The organism is Phormidesmis sp. 146-20, from assembly GCF_052939475.1.
This window is the reverse complement of sequence record NZ_JBJPHT010000006.1, coordinates 1-15470: the sequence shown is the minus strand read 5'-3', so window position 1 is coordinate 15470 and position 15470 is coordinate 1. Positions and strand designations below refer to the sequence as shown.

Here is a 15470-nt window from a genome sequence, read left to right as displayed (position 1 = left end):
GATGCTCACAATCAGCATTCCCTACGAGTTCGTTAGAAGTTCAGAAAATTGGCGTTAGTAGACCTCAAAAGAAAGGGCAAAGTCTCCAACTTTAGGGGAGGAGACCTCGATCGTATAGTCGCCATCCACTGCTAGTTTGCCGTGCCAATCGCGCGATCGACGCGAACTTCCACCTACCCGCTGACCATTAGGAGCCAGTGCATTCAAAGTGATGTGTTTTCCTTGCAAAACCTTCACGCCCATAATCTGGTTGCCCTTTGCTTTCAAGATATAGCGCCGAATTTGGTTGGGCTGAGTAGTGCCTGTAACCGTAGTTTCAGCTTTGCCTCGCGGAAATTTAATACGCTGCGTTTCTGAAGATTCAGTCCGTGATAGAGGCGTGATCGCGACATCCACCGAATAATTCCCCGATCCCGTAACTCGAATCATGTATTGATCATCCACTGGAAGTTGACCAATCCAATTGCGAGTTTGGTAAGCAGAGTTATCGACACGCTGCTCATTGGATCGCAAGATATCCATCACGACCCCCGATCCTTCTAGCGTCACGGTCATAATCTGCCCCTGTGAGGCTTCGAGAATGTAGAGTTGGGCATTTTTATCTTGCAAGTTTCCCTGCACCATTGCAGAAATCTCGTTGGGCGGAAACTCAATTCGTTGGGGTTGTCCGTTGTTAGCTGGAAGATGAGGTGTCGATCGCGTTGCCTGCAAGTCGATCGCTTGCGTTGTGCCCAGAGGCGGGGTGATCTTGAACAAATATGCTCCAATTCCCAGGGAAACCAGGAGACTGGCCGCGATCGCACTGCCAACTCCCACTTTGCGAGGGGAATGGAGTCGGTGGGCGGCATTTGACCTAGGCGGCGGCTGAGAGGGTGCGCCTTCTGGATGACTAGCCATAAACAATTTTGTTTTGATAGTGGTGTTCACCTGAGCGCTGATATCTCTAGCGGCGGGTGCGATGTCTTGATGAACCGGGTCAGGGAGAGTCGCGATCGGATTAAGCAAAGTACTTTGTAGCGATTCTTCCATGAGAGGCTGCAAATCTGCCCAGATTTCTCGTGCGGATTGATACCGCTCATTGGGCTGCAACGCCAGCATTTTTTGCAAAACGGTCGCTAACAAATCGCTGACTCTTGCATAGGGTTGCCACTGCCAGGAAAGGGTCTGACTGTCTAACAATGTTTGCGGTTCTCGACCTGTTAGGAGAACTAAGCTGGTCGCTCCCAGCGCGTAAAGATCGCTGTGGGGAGAGACATTTCCAGTTTGAAGCTGCTCTGGTGGCGCATATCCTACTTTGCCGACGCGGGTGATCGCTGAAATGATCGGCCAATGACTCGCGGCCTCTTTCACTGCGCCAAAATCGATCAAAACAGGCAGCGATGCAGGCAAATTGTCGATCGATGCCTGCCCAAGCAGCATCCCAGTGTCCGGGGTTCTTAAAATAATGTTTTCAGGTGAAATATCGCGGTGAATGATGTCGCGATCATGCAGATAGCTTAGAACAGGCAGCAAATGGTTGAGAAAGTGGAGAACCTCTGCTTCAGAAAAGGGCCTTCCCTGAAGCTTTCTCGTTTGCAGCAAACTGCGGTAGGTTTGTCCTTTTACAAAGTCTTGCACGAGAAAAAGCCGTTGCTCATCTTCAAAGGCCGCCCAAAAGCGAGGAATTTGGGGATGCTGAATTTGGTAGAGCGTACTGGCTTCTCGTTGAAAGAGAGACTTTGCTTTTTCGACCAGGGCATCGTCTTGATAGGGAACTGTAAACTCCTTGAGGACACAGGATTCGTTAAATCGCTCCTGATCGATCGCCAGATACGTGCGCCCAAAGCCACCCTGACCCAAAATCTGCTTGACCAGGTAGCGCTGTCGGAGGAGAGTTCCCAAAGGAATCGATGATACCATCTCAGTTTGCATAGCTTCAGAGAACAATTAACACGGTGGAATTAGCATCCACGGTAACTATTGTTACTCAAGGCTTCTAGCAATCCTTATGGGGCATGACCCCCTACTAGCAGTCAGTCCAGCTTAATAGAACGATTAAGGTGAAGGTGTTTGAGACGTTAAGCCTAGAACGAAGAATAATAATGAATTGGCTTTAATGCAGAGGGCTTCTAATTGACGGTGTAAAATAATTTATCCTCAACTGATCTTTCATACGTAGGTTTGAGTGGGAGCCACGATCGCTCTATCATCTCCCTCTCCTGACAGAAGAAGCATGTTAAAAATCAGTTTATAAATCTTTATATAAATACTCATTGGTTTCTTATCTTGACTGCAATCTGAAGTTAAGCGAAACTGACATTTATGCTGACACCACTCTCTTTTATTACTAAGTTCTGTAACTTTTCAATTAGGAGTAAGTGGATTTGTCAAAATTGGTTGGAATGAGTGGGTCTTCACTGACTCAGTTTCGACGATACCAGCCCAAAAGTCCCATCGTTATTGAGTCGAAAGCATGGAAACATTAGAGTTTGTGATATTTCCAGACGGGCGTGTGCAGGAGAAGGTTACGGGTATCGTTGGAGCGTCTTGCGCGGAGGTCACAGCAGCGATCGAAGCTCAACTTGGCCAAGTCATTACGCAAGAGCAGACTTCCGAATATTTTGCGACCGTTCAGCAGTCAGCAACCGTCACGACTCAAGCGACGTTTAGCGACTGGTAAAAGTTTTGTCCGATTAAAACAAGTCAACTCGTTAATAACTAGCCATGTCACACTTTAGCCAAATTAAAACTCAGATCCGTAACCTTCCCGCTTTGAAGTCTGCCTTGACTGATTTAAAGATTGATTGGAAATCCGGCCCTTGTGACGTTCGAGGGTACAAAGGTCTAACTCACACTGCTGAAGTTGTGATCGAGCAAGATAACCAATACGACATTGGTTTTGCGTGGAACGGTCAGGAATACGAACTGGTTGCCGATTTGCAGTATTGGAAGCAGGACAGCCCCATTGACTACTTTCTCAGCAAAATAACCCAGCGCTACGCCTATCACACGATCGTCCAGGAATCTTCTCAAAAAGGTTTCCAAGTTGCCGAGCAGCAACGTCATCAAGACGGCTCCATTCGTCTCGTGCTACAACGCTGGAGTGCCTGATGTCTACTTCCTCCCAACTGCCTAATCCAGATAATTCTGCTCGGTCAGGTCTAGAGCCAGAACTTGGCGGCTTACTGCGTGATTCTGAAGCCCGATCGGGTTTGGAGCCAGAGTTGGGAGGTGCCTTTCGGCAAAAGGGGGTCTATGTGGACGAGTTAACTTGTATTGGGTGCTTGCATTGTGCCCATGTTGCGCGAAACACGTTTTACATTGAGCCTGACTATGGTCGTTCCCGTGCAATTCGGCAAGATGGCGATCCAGAAGAACTTATCCAGGAAGCGATCGACACCTGTCCCGTAGACTGCATTCACTGGGTTGACTTTACGCAGCTCAAGAAGCTGGAGGAAGACCGTAAGTATCAAGTCATTCCGGTAGCTGGGTTTCCGGTGGATCTGGCTGTAATTGCTACAAACCGCCGCAGACAAAGAATGCAGTCTAAGCGGAAAACGAATTCTTCTCCAGATTGAGAAAGTTTAAGCTTCTAGATGATAGTAGAGTCTACTAAAGCTTTTGATTTAAAGAGCTACTCCTCGGTTGTTGCAATCTCGGAAGTTTGAGAGGCTTCGATCGCCGCTTCTTCCTCACTGGTATTTTGCGTCACAAACGGTAGATGTGCGCCTTTGAGTCCTCGTTTGATGCGATCAGGCGTTTCCTCAAACACAACAAACAGAGGATAAATCTTTTCTGCGCCTTCGTTAAGAATGTGCTGATAGCGAGGGGGCAGCACCCACTCATAATCCTTGCCTAGTAGCACTTGAGTGCGTCGCCACCGACCCAACAGGTCAGAAAAATCTTCTTCGGGCTGGTGGATAAAAACAAATATTTCTCGACCTGTCTTGATTTTCCACTCTGGGTCACACATAAGCAGTGAGATTTCACAGGGTAAGATCAGCGACTCGACCGACGTGATTGAGTGCCCGTTAGGAGAGGGCACTACATGACGAATCTTGACGATCGGTAACGGGATCGTAATGACGCTCTCCTCCGGGCGACGCATACTGGGCAAAAGCTCTAGATAGGGACGATGACGTTTAAGGAGCGCGATCGCCTCTGAAGACTGACTATAGGTTGCAAACAGTTCTTCGTATTGAGATTTTTGAACTGACATTTTTCTAAACCCATTTCAATAAAAAGAGGCCAGAAGATCTTAGAGCGCAAGATTGAACCAATCTCTCAACGTCTAACCTCTGACCTCACAAGACAAACTCGTCTCGACTAGCCGAGAGTCTCAAACACTTTAAACATTGGCAAGTACATCGCAAGCAAGATACTACCAACCATGCCGCCTAGAAAGAGAATCATGATCGGTTCCATAATGCTGGTTAATGCTTTGACGGCTTGCTCCACCTCATCCTCATAAAAGTCAGCGACCTTCATTAGCATCTTATCGAGTTCCCCAGTTTCTTCGCCGATGCTGATCATTTGAATCGCCATCAAGGGAAACACCTGTTCTTTCTGAAGCGCAATGCTGATCATGCCGCCCGTCTGAATTTCTTTGCGGGCTTCGTCGATCGCGTTTGAAACAATTTGATTTCCGGATGTGTCACGCACAATCTCTAAGCAGGTCAAAATGGGAACGCCCGATCGAGTCAATGCACCAAACGTCCGGCAGAATCGAGCCGTCGCTGTCTTTTGAATCAAATCGCCAAACAGCGGCATTTTTAGGAAGAATCGATCCATCGTCTCGCGTCCCACCCGCGTTTTGTAATACTGCCGATAAGCAAAAATGACCAAGGGAATCAAGATGATCAAAATCACTACATTTGGGCTGCGAAGAAACTCACTGATGTTGAGCATCAATTGAGTAAATGCAGGCAACTCAGTTCCAATTTCCTTAAAAATTCCTGCAAAAATAGGAATCAAAAAGATCGTCATCCCCAAGAAGATCGTCGTTGCCAGAAAGCCGACGACAACGGGGTAAGCCATTGCTGACTTGATTTGGTTTTGCAACCGAGCCACGTCTTCTAGCAGCTTGGCGAGACGGTTTAAGACCTCATCCAAAACGCCCCCAACCTCGCCTGCTTGCACCATGCTCGTGTACAGATTGTCAAAGCAGGCTGGGTGCTTCCGCATCGCATCAGAAAGGTTTGTACCTTGCTGCACATCCGAGCTAATCTCCACCAAAGCTTTTTTTAGCTTGGGGTTTGTACATTGTTCTGACAGCACCCCCAACCCGCGTACCATCGCTACCCCAGCGTTGACCAGGGCGGCAAACTGACGGGAGAAGACGGCTTTATCTTTGATCGAAACCGTCGCCATCGAAGATTGAATTTGTCTGAGATCAAGAACGTTGTTGGCGTTAAATCCTTCACTTTCCTTAAGTTCTTGAACAAAAAGACCCTGATCTCGCAGGGCAGAGCGGGCTTCTCCCAGGGTGTCAGCAACAATCTTTTCTCGCTTGGCGTTTCCTTTTGCGTCTCGGACGCGGGCAACATAGGTAGGCATAGTTCAGGGTCTAGATGAAGAATTAGGCTCAGAAAGTGAACTCTACAGATAGTAGCCTTGTTCTAAAAGAATGATCAGACTTCCTAATCATTCTGCTGGCAAGTGTCGAAATTGAAGAACTTCTGCTAAGAGCTTTAACAGCTTCTCTTGAGCAGATTGAATACGCAGAGTCTAGAGAGCAGAGTCTAGAGAAGTCTAGCGCTTGACGGCCCCCGCAGTTGCCCCGGCAGGCGTACCTCCAATCAGTCGCTGAAGCTCGTCAGGTCGAGAAGTTTTGGACATTGCGGCCTCAAACGTAATCAGCCCTGCTTTGTACTGGTCTGCCAGCACTCTCTCCAGGGTTTGCATGCCTAATTTGCCGCCTGTTTGGATTGCGGAGTAGATTTGAGCAGTCTTTCCTTCCCGAATCAGGTTAGAGATAGCAGGGGTGATGACCATGATTTCCTGGGCCATAATTCGTCCATACTCACCCGGCTTAGGATTTTTCTTAGACACCAGCGTTTGACTGAATACAGCGACTAAAGAGTTGGAAAGTTGAACCCGAACCTGAGTTTGGCGCTCAGCGGGGAAGACATCAATCATCCGATCGACCGTCTGAGAAGCTGAACTCGTGTGCAGGGTGCCGAAGACCAAGTGACCTGTTTCTGCGGCAGAGATGGCGAGGGAAATCGTTTCCAAATCCCGCATTTCACCCACCAGAATGATGTCTGGATCTTCCCGCAGAGCCGCTTTCAAAGCATTGGCAAAACTCTTAGTGTCTTCTCCCAATTGGCGTTGATGAACGAGGCTTTTGAGCGGTTCATAGACAAATTCGATCGGGTCTTCGATCGTCAAAATGTGTTCGGCGCGGGTGCGGTTGATCAGATCGATCATGGCTGCCAGCGTTGTAGTTTTTCCAGAACCCGTCGGCCCGGTCACCAAAATCAAGCCTCTGGGCTTCTCAGACATTTCTCGCACTACGTCGGGCAGTCCAAGCTTCTCAAAGTTGGGAATTTTAGAACTCAAGGCTCGCAAACAGGCGGCATAAGTTCCTCGATCTTTGTAAACGTTGACTCGAAAGCGAGCTAACCCACGCACCCCATAGGAGCAGTCCAGTTCCCAATTTTGCTCCAGGTTTTTGCGCTGGGTGTTGTTTAGCATACTGAAGATGAGGCGCTGACATTCTTCAGCACTGAGAACTTGATCCCCGATCGGCTGTAAGTGTCCACTAATCCGAAAGTAGGGGGGCAAACCAGCAGTCAGGTGCAAATCAGAGCCGCCCATTTCGATGAGTTGCTCCATCAGATCTTCAATCATCAATTCCATGCGGTTTGCTCCTTGATTACTTAAGAATTGGGGGTTGTTTGGAGTGGTCAGTTTGTCAAGTTTTAAGCAATGTCGTTGAACTTAAGTTTACCCGGCGATAGACGAACTGCTGTCACATGCGGGTAGATTGCTGGATGGCTAATCTTGGAACCGGGGCGTGGTGCAATAGGGGCAGTCTAACCATTCTTGCTGTAATTCGGCTCCACATCCCCGACAGGTGAGCGAGGTTTTGCGTTTTGCGCGTAGCTCGGCTTCTAGCCCAGTGTCAGTAAAGGTAACGCGCTCAATTTCGTCTAACGTTGTGTACCCTTCGCGCACCAGATTCAAACTATAGGAAAGGAGAGTTTGCATTCCTTCTTCGACAGCGACTTCTTTAAGTCGTTCAGTGGGTGCGCCCTCGTTGATCATGGTTTGCAGCCGTTCCGAAATTTTCATGACTTCATAAACACCCAATCGTCCTTTGTAGCCACCGCCGCTACACTTTTGACAAAGGGTGCCCTGCGATCGCGCTTCTTGAATTTCGTGAGGTTGTAACGTATTTGCCCGAAAAAGTGTCAGTTGAGTCTCGCTAGAACTGCTCAAGCCAAAGCGTGAAAGTTCGGCCGAACTGGGGGTGTAAGGCAGACGACATTCATCACAGACTCGCCGTACTAGCCGTTGAGCAACCACACCCAGCAGCGCACCCGACACCATAAAAGGTTCTACGCCCATTTCATCAAGACGAGCGATCGCTCCCGCCGCATCGTTGGTGTGCAGGGTTGTAAGAACTAAGTGACCTGTCAGAGCGGCCTCGATCGCCGTTTTAGCGGTTTCTCGGTCACGAGTTTCACCCACTAGAATTACGTCTGGGTCTTGACGCAGAAAGGCTCTTAGAATCACGGCAAAGTCCATGCCTTTTTCCCGAAGAACCTGTACCTGGGTTAAGCCGGGGAGAGAGTACTCAATGGGGTCTTCAACGGTGCTGATGTTGACACCGGGAGCGTTGCGCTCGGCGAGGGCAGAGTAGAGCGTGGTGGTTTTCCCTGACCCTGTTGGCCCGGTGACGAGGAGCAGACCAAACGGACGGCTAACCATTTCCTGCACGGTTTCGAGAGAAGTGCGATCGGTGATCAGCTTGTCGAGTCCCAACTGAGTAGCTGAGTTGTCGAGAATCCGCAGTACAACTTTTTCACCGTAGCGGCTGGGCAGCGTGCTCACCCGAAAGTCAATTTTACGACCGTCATAAATGCGTCGAATCCGACCATCCTGGGGAACGCGCCGTTCAGCAATGTCTAGCAGCGCAATGATTTTAAAGCGGGCGGTGACGGCGGGAATGATCTTTTTGGGCAGCGGATCAAAGGCCAACTGCAACACACCATCTTTGCGGAAGCGAATTCGCAGCGTTTCTTCTTGCGGCTCAATGTGAATGTCAGAAACTCCTAACTGAAGCCCTTTGATCAAAATTTTGTTGACAAGGGCGATGATCGGGGCTGCCTCGGCATCAGCGGCATCCAGATCCATATCAGCAGCGTCCTGCTCGTCGCTTTCTGCAAGCGATTCTAAGCCTTCGAGGTCAGATTTTACGTCTACTTTCGCTTGGTCTTCTAGCTGTCTCTGAAGCTCAACCTGCTCGTCGAGGTATTTGGAGATCAGCCGATTGTAGTCTTCCAGGGTGATGACCAGCCGCTGAAGACTGAAACCTTTGTTGCGTAAAATGCGATTGAGATCGTCCTGGGCATCTAGATTATCAGGATCAACCATTGCCACCAAAACGAAGGGCGGCTGTTTGTCACTTTGCGACAGAGGAACGAGGCGATAGCGACGGCAAAGCTCGATCGGGATCAGCGTATCGATCAGTTGACTAACCTGATTGGTGGCGACCTGCGTGATTTCGGGGTCGAGCGACTCTACTCCATAGAGAATCTTTAACTCAAATAGCTGCTGCTTCTTGTACTGCCGCAACAGATCTGGAGGAAGCGCCTGCCCAGTAATATCGACTAAAACCTGGGTGAGCGGTCTGCCAGACTTTCGACATTCGGTGAGTGCCTGCTTAAGTTGCTCATTGTTAGCATAGCCAGCCTGAACCAGCTTATTTTCAAATGGGGAAAGGTTACTTTGGACAACAAGCGCACGCCGTTGAGATGAGGAGTTAGTCATAGCTGATGAACGAAGATCTCCTTATAGAGTATTCCCACAAAACTTTAAAAAGACGCGCTAACTGCCGTACAAGGTTTACAGAAACTTCATCGATCGCCGTAAAAATGCTGCTTAATCTGAAGGAGAACTCGCAGTCTAGCCAAGCGATGATCGAGTTAAGTACAGATAATACCCTGTGTCAATCACTCTCGTCGGAGTTTTTCAAGACGCAACTCTCTTTTTTCTGTCCTTTGGAGTATTCGCTTAAGTAACGCAAACAAGTAATGCAAAACTCCAGCCCATTCACGCCGTAGCGCTTACGAAAACCAGACGAGCAAAAACGGCCCCTGCCGATTGCCTTTAAAGTTTGGTCTTAAGAATAAAATTCTATGATGGAGGAACACAAATCCAAAGGGATTATGGAGTTTGTAGAGGCAGTCTTTGAGGAATTGGGAAGCCTGCACTGTAGAGTGAGTCAGTTTGTGGTAATTCACGTAGGATGAAAATGTGAGCCATAGGCCAACGACTTTTACAGGGGAATAGCGCACGATGATCGAAGAAGAAAAGCAGCTAGAAGACACTCAAACTGTTGGACAGTCTTCAGATAATTTAGACAATGGCGAAGCCCCCCAAGGCGCTCAAACCGAGTCTGAACTGGACACTGAGCCATTGACCACGGAAGCAGTCCTCGAAACGGATGATACTGATTATCAATCCGCCTTTATGGATCTGCGATCAACTTTTGCCGCCAAAGAGCGCGAAGCCGAAGCCCTCAAAGCGCAGCTAGAAGACCGCAGCAGCCAATATATGCGAATTGCGGCCGATTTTGAAAATTTTCGTAGACGCACTCAAAAAGAGAAAGAAGACCTTGAACTCAAAGTCAAGATCGACACGATCAACGAACTGCTGCCCGTCGTCGATAATTTTGAACGGGCCCGATCGCACATCAAACCCCAAAACGACGGGGAAATGAACATTCACAAGAGCTACCAGAGTGTCTACAAACAGTTGGTCGATTGTCTCAAACGGGTTGGCGTAGCCCCTATGCGATCGGAGGGCAAAGAGTTTGACCCCAACCTACATGAAGCAGTCATGAGGCAGCCCACCAGCGAGCACCCAGAAGGCACTGTCATCGAAGAATTAGTGCGCGGCTACATGATGGGCGATCGGGTGCTGCGTCATGCAATGGTAAAAGTGGCAGCCCCTCCCGAAGATGGTGGAAGTGTAGAAACAGCGGCTGAATAAGTGAATTTGGTTAAAGTTCTTGACTCAGGGCGCGATCGTTAAGTTGCTCTGACTGAAAGCCCATGCTACTCTCGAAACCAACTGCTCAAAGGATGGCAGTTTGCATAGTTTGGACTGACTGATGTTGGCTGACTGACAAATCGTTTGCCAAATGAACCGAACTGCCCTCGCCATAGCCCTCTGTCACTGGAGGAGGGGACAAAACTTGGCTGACTCCCATTGACCCTAGAGACAGGAGTTGGCGTGAGAGCTGATAGTTTTGTCAGTCAATCAGGACTCAAATGTTAAGAAAAGCCTGAGTTGGGGAATAATTCGGAGTAGGTTAGCCAACTTTGTAAATTGTTTGCAATTTTACGGAGAGATTGCTGACTTGATTGCATAAATCTACATAGACTCAGTTCTACGTTGCACTTCATACACCTTCATCACCGCGAGCTATGGGAAAAGTCATCGGTATCGACTTGGGCACGACCAACAGTTGCGTAGCTGTTTTGGAAGGTGGTCAACCCGTCGTCATTCTCAATTCTGAAGGCGGACGGACGACCCCCAGCATCGTTGGCTTTGGTAAGGCGGGCGATCGCCTCGTCGGTCAGTTAGCCAAGCGTCAAGCCGTCACGAATGCCGAAAACACGATCTTCAGCATCAAGCGTTTCATCGGGCGGCGCTGGGATGACACTCAGATCGAGCGGACGCGTGTTCCCTACGTCTGTGTCAAAGGCAAAGACGATACTGTTGATGTGCAAATTCGCGGTCGCAACTATACGCCGCAGGAAATTTCGTCAATGATCTTGCAAAAGCTCAAGCAGGATGCTGAGAATCATCTGGGCGAAGAAGTTACGCAAGCGGTGATTACGGTTCCAGCCTACTTTAGCGACGCGCAACGGCAAGCCACCAAGGATGCGGGGACGATCGCGGGTTTAGAAGTCCTTCGGATTATTAATGAGCCAACAGCGGCTGCCTTAGCCTATGGGTTAGATAAGCAAGACCAGGATCAGTGTGTCCTCGTTTTTGACTTGGGCGGCGGCACCTTCGACGTTTCGATTCTCCAGTTGGGTGATGGCGTGTTTGAAGTCAAAGCCACGTCTGGAAACAATCATTTGGGCGGCGACGACTTTGATGACTGCATCGTGCAGTGGATGATGGAGGAATTTAAAAAGCAAGAAACGATTGATCTCTCTGAAGACAAAATGGCCCTGCAACGTCTCCGAGAAGCCGCAGAAAAAGCCAAAATTGAGCTTTCTGGAACCCTGAGCACCTCCATTAACCTGCCCTTCATCACCGCCGATGCCACTGGCCCCAAACATTTAGAAATGGAGCTAACGCGCTCTAAGTTTGAAGAACTGGCCGCCAGTCTGGTAGAGAGCACGATCGAGCCAATGAAATTTGCGCTCAAAGACGCTGAACTGACAACCGATGACATCGATCGCATCATTCTCGTGGGCGGTTCGACTCGTGTCCCGGCGGTGCAAGAGGCTCTTCGCAAATTCTTTAATGGTAAAGCGCCTGATCGCTCGATCAATCCTGATGAAGCCGTCGCTCTGGGTGCAGCTATTCAAGCAGGGGTGCTGGGCGGAGAAGTCAAAGACCTGCTGCTATTAGATGTGGCTCCGCTCTCATTGGGAATCGAGACCCTGGGTGAAGTTTCTACCAAAGTCATTGAGCGCAACACAACGATTCCCACCAGCAAAACTCAAGTTTTCTCGACGGCAACGGATGGGCAAACCTCGGTCGAAATTCACGTCCTGCAAGGTGAGCGGGCGATGGCGAAAGACAACAAGAGTCTGGGAAAATTTCAGCTAACGGGCATTCCTCCCGCCCCTAGAGGCGTTCCTCAAATCGAAGTGGCGTTTGATATCGATGCCAACGGCATTCTCAAAGTGTCAGCGCGAGATAAAGGAACCGGACGCGAACAAAGCATCGAAATTTCCAATACAGGCGGCTTGAGCGGTAGCGAAATTGAGCGGATGAAGCAAGAAGCCGAACTCTTTGCTGATGAAGACAGCGTTCGTAAGCGGCGTGTGGAACTGCGAAACCGAGCAGACAATCTATTTTCAACCTACGAAACGACGATGCGCGAAAATCTCGATCGTATCAGCGAAACGCTCAAAGTTCAGGCAAACGAGAAAGTCGCCGAACTCAAAACCGCCATTTCTGATCCCAAAATCAGCGTCAGTGATCTAGAACAACGGATTGACGCACTACAGCAGGTTCTCTTTGCGATCGGAGCCGATGTCTACCGGGATACCAGTCATGATAATGACGATGACGACAATAATGATGTGAATGGCGGCACTTCCAGAAACCCCTCTAGCCCAGATCCTGACTTTGACTTTGACAACGATGCCACAGTAACAGCAAATTTTGATGATGCCACGATGACGGCAGATTATGAGGCAGTTGACTAAATAACCCTGTAGGGTAATGGATGTGGAAGATTTTGGCGAGTGGCTGCCTTCCACAACCCCATCCGTATTTCCATCGATTCTTGAGATAAATGCTAGATTTAGGTCTGAAGCATCCGTGATTACCTCACAAAAACGTTTGATCCCCTAGCCCCTCTACCCTGACGCAGCGTTCTATGGCTCGTGATTATTATGAAATTCTTGGTGTCTCTCGTGAAGCGGACAAGGAAGATATTAAGCAAGCCTACCGCCGTTTAGCTCGCAAGTACCATCCCGATGTCAACAAAGAAGCGGGAGCCGAGGAACGGTTTAAAGAGATCAATCACGCTTACGAGGTACTGTCTGAGCCAGAAATGCGGGCCCGGTACGATCGCTTTGGTGAAGCGGGGGTCAGTTCGGCTGCGGGTGCGGCTGGCTACCAGGACTTTGGTGACATGGGAGGTTTTGCCGATATCTTTGAGAGCTTCTTCAGCGGTTTTGCGGGGGGCGCTCCGGGAGGTGCTCAAGCGGGCACTCGCAGAAGAGGCGGGCCGGTTCGAGGTGACGATCTTCGACTCGACCTCAAATTAGATTTCCGCGAAGCTGTTTTCGGCGGAGAAAAAGAAATTCGCATCAGCCACTTGGAGAGCTGCACAAACTGTAGTGGTTCTGGTGCAAAACCCGGCACTCGCGCTCGAACTTGCCCGACTTGTTCTGGCGCAGGTCAAGTGCGTCGAGCTACTCGTACCCCGTTTGGGAGCTTTACTCAAGTTTCGGTTTGTCCGACCTGTAATGGGACGGGTCAGGTGATCGAGGAGAAGTGTGAGGTTTGTGGGGGCGATGGTCAACGGCAAGAAACGAAGAAGCTGAAGATCACAATTCCCGCAGGTGTGGACAATGGCACTCGACTGCGGGTTTCGGGTGAAGGAGACGCAGGGCAGAAGAATGGGCCGCCCGGCGATCTGTATGTTTACCTGTTCATCAATGAAGATGCTGAGTTTCAGCGAGAAGGCATCAATATTCTCTCTGAGATCAAGATTAGCTATTTGCAGGCAATCTTAGGCTGTCGCATTGAGGTGAACACGGTGGACGGCAGCGAAGAATTGATTATTCCAGCCGGGACACAGCCAAACACCGTTCTGACGTTAGAGAATCGAGGGGTGCCCAAACTGGGGAATCCGGTCAGTCGAGGCGACCATTTGATCACTATTTTGATTGAAATTCCGACTCGCGTCAGTGCTGAGGAGCGGGAACATCTGGAAAAACTGGCTAAACTGCGAGGCGATCGCATCGGTAAGAGCGGCATTGAAGGATTCTTCGGCAAGGTTTTTGGCGGATGAGTCAACTCAATTCTGATATGCAGATGGATTTGCGCGGCACGCCCTGCCCGATTAATTTCGTTCGTACTAAGCTGCGGTTAGAACAGATGCAGCCTGGTTCGCTATTAGAAGTCTGGCTTGACCCCGGAGAGCCGATCGAACAGGTTCCCGACAGTTTGACGATGGAAGGCTACCGCATTGAGGCGATCGAAGACCGATCGGGATTTTTTGCGGTTAAGGTGCGTCGGTGATTCGCCCTCTCAACGTTATGAGTTCTGAGTCGGAAAAAGTTCTAGATGCGCCGTCAGATTCCCTTACGGGGACAGTGGTGGCTGTTCAAGCAAACTACTACTCCGTGCGGTTGGATTCTGAGACTGAAGAACCGCCTGTTTTGCTTTGTACGCGGCGATCGCTGCTCAAAAAAATCGGTCAGCGCGTCATGGTGGGCGATCGTGTTTTGGTAGAGGAACCTGACTGGACACAAAAGCGCGGCGTAGTTTCCCAGGTTTTGCCTCGTCGATCGCAACTAGATAGACCGCCGATCGCCAATGCAGACCAAATTCTGCTGGTGTTTGCGATGGCGGAACCGACGATCGAGCCTTATCAACTGAGCCGTTTTTTGGTCAAAGCTGAATCGATCGAGATAGAAGTTTGTCTGTGCTTGAGTAAAAGCGATTTAGCGAGTGTTGAAGAAAAAGACCACTGGTGGAAACGCTTGTCTGAATGGGGATATGAGCCACTGTTTATTAGTGTGAAACAGGCGATCGGGCTAACCGAAATTCAGCACCGTCTCAATCAGAAAATTACCATTGTGTCGGGCCCTTCTGGTGTGGGTAAATCGAGTTTGATCAATCAACTCATTCCTACGCTAGATATCCGAGTGGGAGCGGTATCGGGCAAGCTGGCAAAAGGTCGGCACACGACGCGCCATGTGGAATTGTTTGAGCTACCGCTGGGCGGATTGTTGGCGGATACTCCAGGATTTAATCAGCCTGATGTCGATTATGCTCCTGAAGAACTGGCGAATTATTTCCCTGAGATTCGAGAGCGGCTGGCGATCGCACGTTGTCAGTTTAATGATTGCTCTCATCGAGATGAGCCGGGGTGTGTCGTGCGCGGGGATTGGGAGCGATATGAACATTATTTGAACTTTTTGGGGGAAGCGATCGACTATCAAACCCAACTCAATCAGCAGGCTGACCCCGATGCAGTAATGAAGCTGAAATCAAAAGGTAAGGGCGAGGCAAAGTACGAACCGAGGCTAGACACCAAGAAGTATCGCCAAGAATCTCGCCGGACTCGTCAACAGTCGCTTCAGTCGCTGAAGAATGACATTGATCGCTTGATGAAGACTGACGCAGACGAAGAATAAATTTGCCTTCCACAGGTCTTGCGGATTTACAGTGTTTGGGCAGTGTTTCTACAGAACGCCAACTAAGTAGACGCAATATTTCAACGTTGAAGAAGCAAGGATGATTTTGTGAAGTTTGAGTCGAAGTTTGAGTCAGCCCCAGTTTTAACGTGAATTCGATAGAGTTTTTTCGCTTCGGTATTTAACGCTTCTGCCCCC

13 protein-coding genes are annotated in these 15470 nt (G+C 49.4%); 8 read left to right on the top strand and 5 right to left on the bottom strand.

The window, feature by feature from the left end; translation table 11 throughout:
- Positions 1 to 54: 54 nt before the first annotated feature.
- Positions 55 to 1911: a protein kinase domain-containing protein gene (locus ACKFKH_RS07100; protein ID WP_446857560.1), complete on the bottom strand. Its 1857-nt coding sequence runs from the start codon at positions 1909 to 1911 to the stop codon at positions 55 to 57.
- A 541-nt stretch (positions 1912 to 2452) separates the two neighbouring features.
- Between ACKFKH_RS07100 and ACKFKH_RS07095 the strand changes: the two genes are divergently transcribed.
- From ACKFKH_RS07095 to ACKFKH_RS07085, 3 genes are read left to right on the top strand one after another with little or no spacing between them, the layout of a single operon-like run.
- A complete protein-coding gene (locus tag ACKFKH_RS07095) occupies positions 2453 to 2659 on the top strand; it encodes a DUF2997 domain-containing protein (protein WP_446857559.1) in 207 nt (68 codons plus the stop codon).
- Between the two features lie 44 nt (positions 2660 to 2703).
- Entirely contained in the window at positions 2704 to 3090 is a 387-nt protein-coding gene (locus tag ACKFKH_RS07090) for a DUF1257 domain-containing protein (RefSeq protein ID WP_446857558.1), read from the top strand.
- Positions 3090 to 3557 carry a ferredoxin gene (locus tag ACKFKH_RS07085; RefSeq protein ID WP_446857557.1) on the top strand — a complete coding sequence of 156 codons (468 nt, stop codon included), beginning with the start codon at positions 3090 to 3092 and terminating at the stop codon, positions 3555 to 3557. Before ACKFKH_RS07090 ends, ACKFKH_RS07085 begins: the two co-directional genes overlap by 1 nt.
- 56 nt (positions 3558 to 3613) lie before the next feature.
- Here ACKFKH_RS07085 and ACKFKH_RS07080 read toward each other — a convergent pair whose 3' ends face one another.
- The 4 genes from ACKFKH_RS07080 to ACKFKH_RS07065 all read right to left on the bottom strand — a co-directional run bounded on the left by ACKFKH_RS07080 (position 3614) and on the right by ACKFKH_RS07065 (position 8976).
- The gene (locus tag ACKFKH_RS07080; protein ID WP_446857556.1) at positions 3614 to 4198 is read right to left on the bottom strand and encodes a hypothetical protein; all 585 of its coding nucleotides are present in this window, start codon (positions 4196 to 4198) and stop codon (positions 3614 to 3616) included.
- A 107-nt stretch (positions 4199 to 4305) separates the two neighbouring features.
- Positions 4306 to 5535, bottom strand: coding sequence for a type II secretion system F family protein (locus ACKFKH_RS07075; RefSeq protein WP_446857555.1), 1230 nt, complete (start codon positions 5533 to 5535; stop codon positions 4306 to 4308).
- 195 nt (positions 5536 to 5730) lie between these two features.
- On the bottom strand, positions 5731 to 6840 hold the full coding sequence (locus tag ACKFKH_RS07070; protein WP_446857554.1) for a type IV pilus twitching motility protein PilT: 1110 nt from the start codon (positions 6838 to 6840) through the stop codon (positions 5731 to 5733).
- Positions 6841 to 6978: 138 nt separating this feature from the next.
- Complete coding sequence (locus ACKFKH_RS07065; RefSeq protein WP_446857553.1) at positions 6979 to 8976, bottom strand: GspE/PulE family protein; 1998 nt, start codon at positions 8974 to 8976, stop codon at positions 6979 to 6981.
- Positions 8977 to 9504: 528 nt separating this feature from the next.
- On the opposite strand from ACKFKH_RS07065, the gene grpE reads away from it, so the two are divergent.
- From grpE to rsgA, 5 genes are all read left to right on the top strand, one after another.
- A complete protein-coding gene (grpE, locus tag ACKFKH_RS07060) occupies positions 9505 to 10200 on the top strand; it encodes a nucleotide exchange factor GrpE (RefSeq protein ID WP_446857552.1) in 696 nt (231 codons plus the stop codon).
- 437 nt (positions 10201 to 10637) lie between these two features.
- Positions 10638 to 12605, top strand: a complete 1968-nt coding sequence (dnaK, locus tag ACKFKH_RS07055) for a molecular chaperone DnaK (RefSeq protein ID WP_446857551.1) — start codon at positions 10638 to 10640, stop codon at positions 12603 to 12605.
- Positions 12606 to 12778: 173 nt separating this feature from the next.
- Positions 12779 to 13921, top strand: a complete 1143-nt coding sequence (dnaJ, locus tag ACKFKH_RS07050; protein ID WP_446857550.1) for a molecular chaperone DnaJ — start codon at positions 12779 to 12781, stop codon at positions 13919 to 13921.
- Positions 13918 to 14151 (top strand): sulfurtransferase TusA family protein, encoded by a 234-nt coding sequence (locus ACKFKH_RS07045; RefSeq protein ID WP_446857549.1) that lies wholly within the window; start codon positions 13918 to 13920, stop codon positions 14149 to 14151. The genes dnaJ and ACKFKH_RS07045 overlap by 4 nt, the downstream gene beginning before the upstream one ends.
- A gap of 17 nt (positions 14152 to 14168) precedes the next feature.
- Positions 14169 to 15272 carry a small ribosomal subunit biogenesis GTPase RsgA gene (gene rsgA / locus ACKFKH_RS07040; RefSeq protein ID WP_446857548.1) on the top strand — a complete coding sequence of 368 codons (1104 nt, stop codon included), beginning with the start codon at positions 14169 to 14171 and terminating at the stop codon, positions 15270 to 15272.
- The last annotated feature ends 198 nt before the right edge of the window (positions 15273 to 15470 follow it).

Excerpts from the sequence above, each read along its gene's own strand:
- ACKFKH_RS07095 (WP_446857559.1), top strand. The coding sequence starts at position 2,453 with ATGGAAACATTAGAGTTTGTGATATTTCCAGACGGGCGTGTGCAGGAG.
- ACKFKH_RS07090 (WP_446857558.1), top strand. The coding sequence starts at position 2,704 with ATGTCACACTTTAGCCAAATTAAAACTCAGATCCGTAACCTTCCCGCT.
- dnaK (WP_446857551.1), top strand. The coding sequence starts at position 10,638 with ATGGGAAAAGTCATCGGTATCGACTTGGGCACGACCAACAGTTGCGTA.
- ACKFKH_RS07070 (WP_446857554.1), bottom strand. The coding sequence starts at position 6,840 with ATGGAATTGATGATTGAAGATCTGATGGAGCAACTCATCGAAATGGGC.
- rsgA (WP_446857548.1), top strand. The coding sequence starts at position 14,169 with ATGAGTTCTGAGTCGGAAAAAGTTCTAGATGCGCCGTCAGATTCCCTT.
- dnaJ (WP_446857550.1), top strand. The coding sequence starts at position 12,779 with ATGGCTCGTGATTATTATGAAATTCTTGGTGTCTCTCGTGAAGCGGAC.
- ACKFKH_RS07100 (WP_446857560.1), bottom strand. The coding sequence starts at position 1,911 with ATGCAAACTGAGATGGTATCATCGATTCCTTTGGGAACTCTCCTCCGA.
- ACKFKH_RS07065 (WP_446857553.1), bottom strand. The coding sequence starts at position 8,976 with ATGACTAACTCCTCATCTCAACGGCGTGCGCTTGTTGTCCAAAGTAAC.
- ACKFKH_RS07045 (WP_446857549.1), top strand. The coding sequence starts at position 13,918 with ATGAGTCAACTCAATTCTGATATGCAGATGGATTTGCGCGGCACGCCC.
- ACKFKH_RS07080 (WP_446857556.1), bottom strand. The coding sequence starts at position 4,198 with ATGTCAGTTCAAAAATCTCAATACGAAGAACTGTTTGCAACCTATAGT.
- ACKFKH_RS07075 (WP_446857555.1), bottom strand. The coding sequence starts at position 5,535 with ATGCCTACCTATGTTGCCCGCGTCCGAGACGCAAAAGGAAACGCCAAG.
- grpE (WP_446857552.1), top strand. The coding sequence starts at position 9,505 with ATGATCGAAGAAGAAAAGCAGCTAGAAGACACTCAAACTGTTGGACAG.
- ACKFKH_RS07085 (WP_446857557.1), top strand. The coding sequence starts at position 3,090 with ATGTCTACTTCCTCCCAACTGCCTAATCCAGATAATTCTGCTCGGTCA.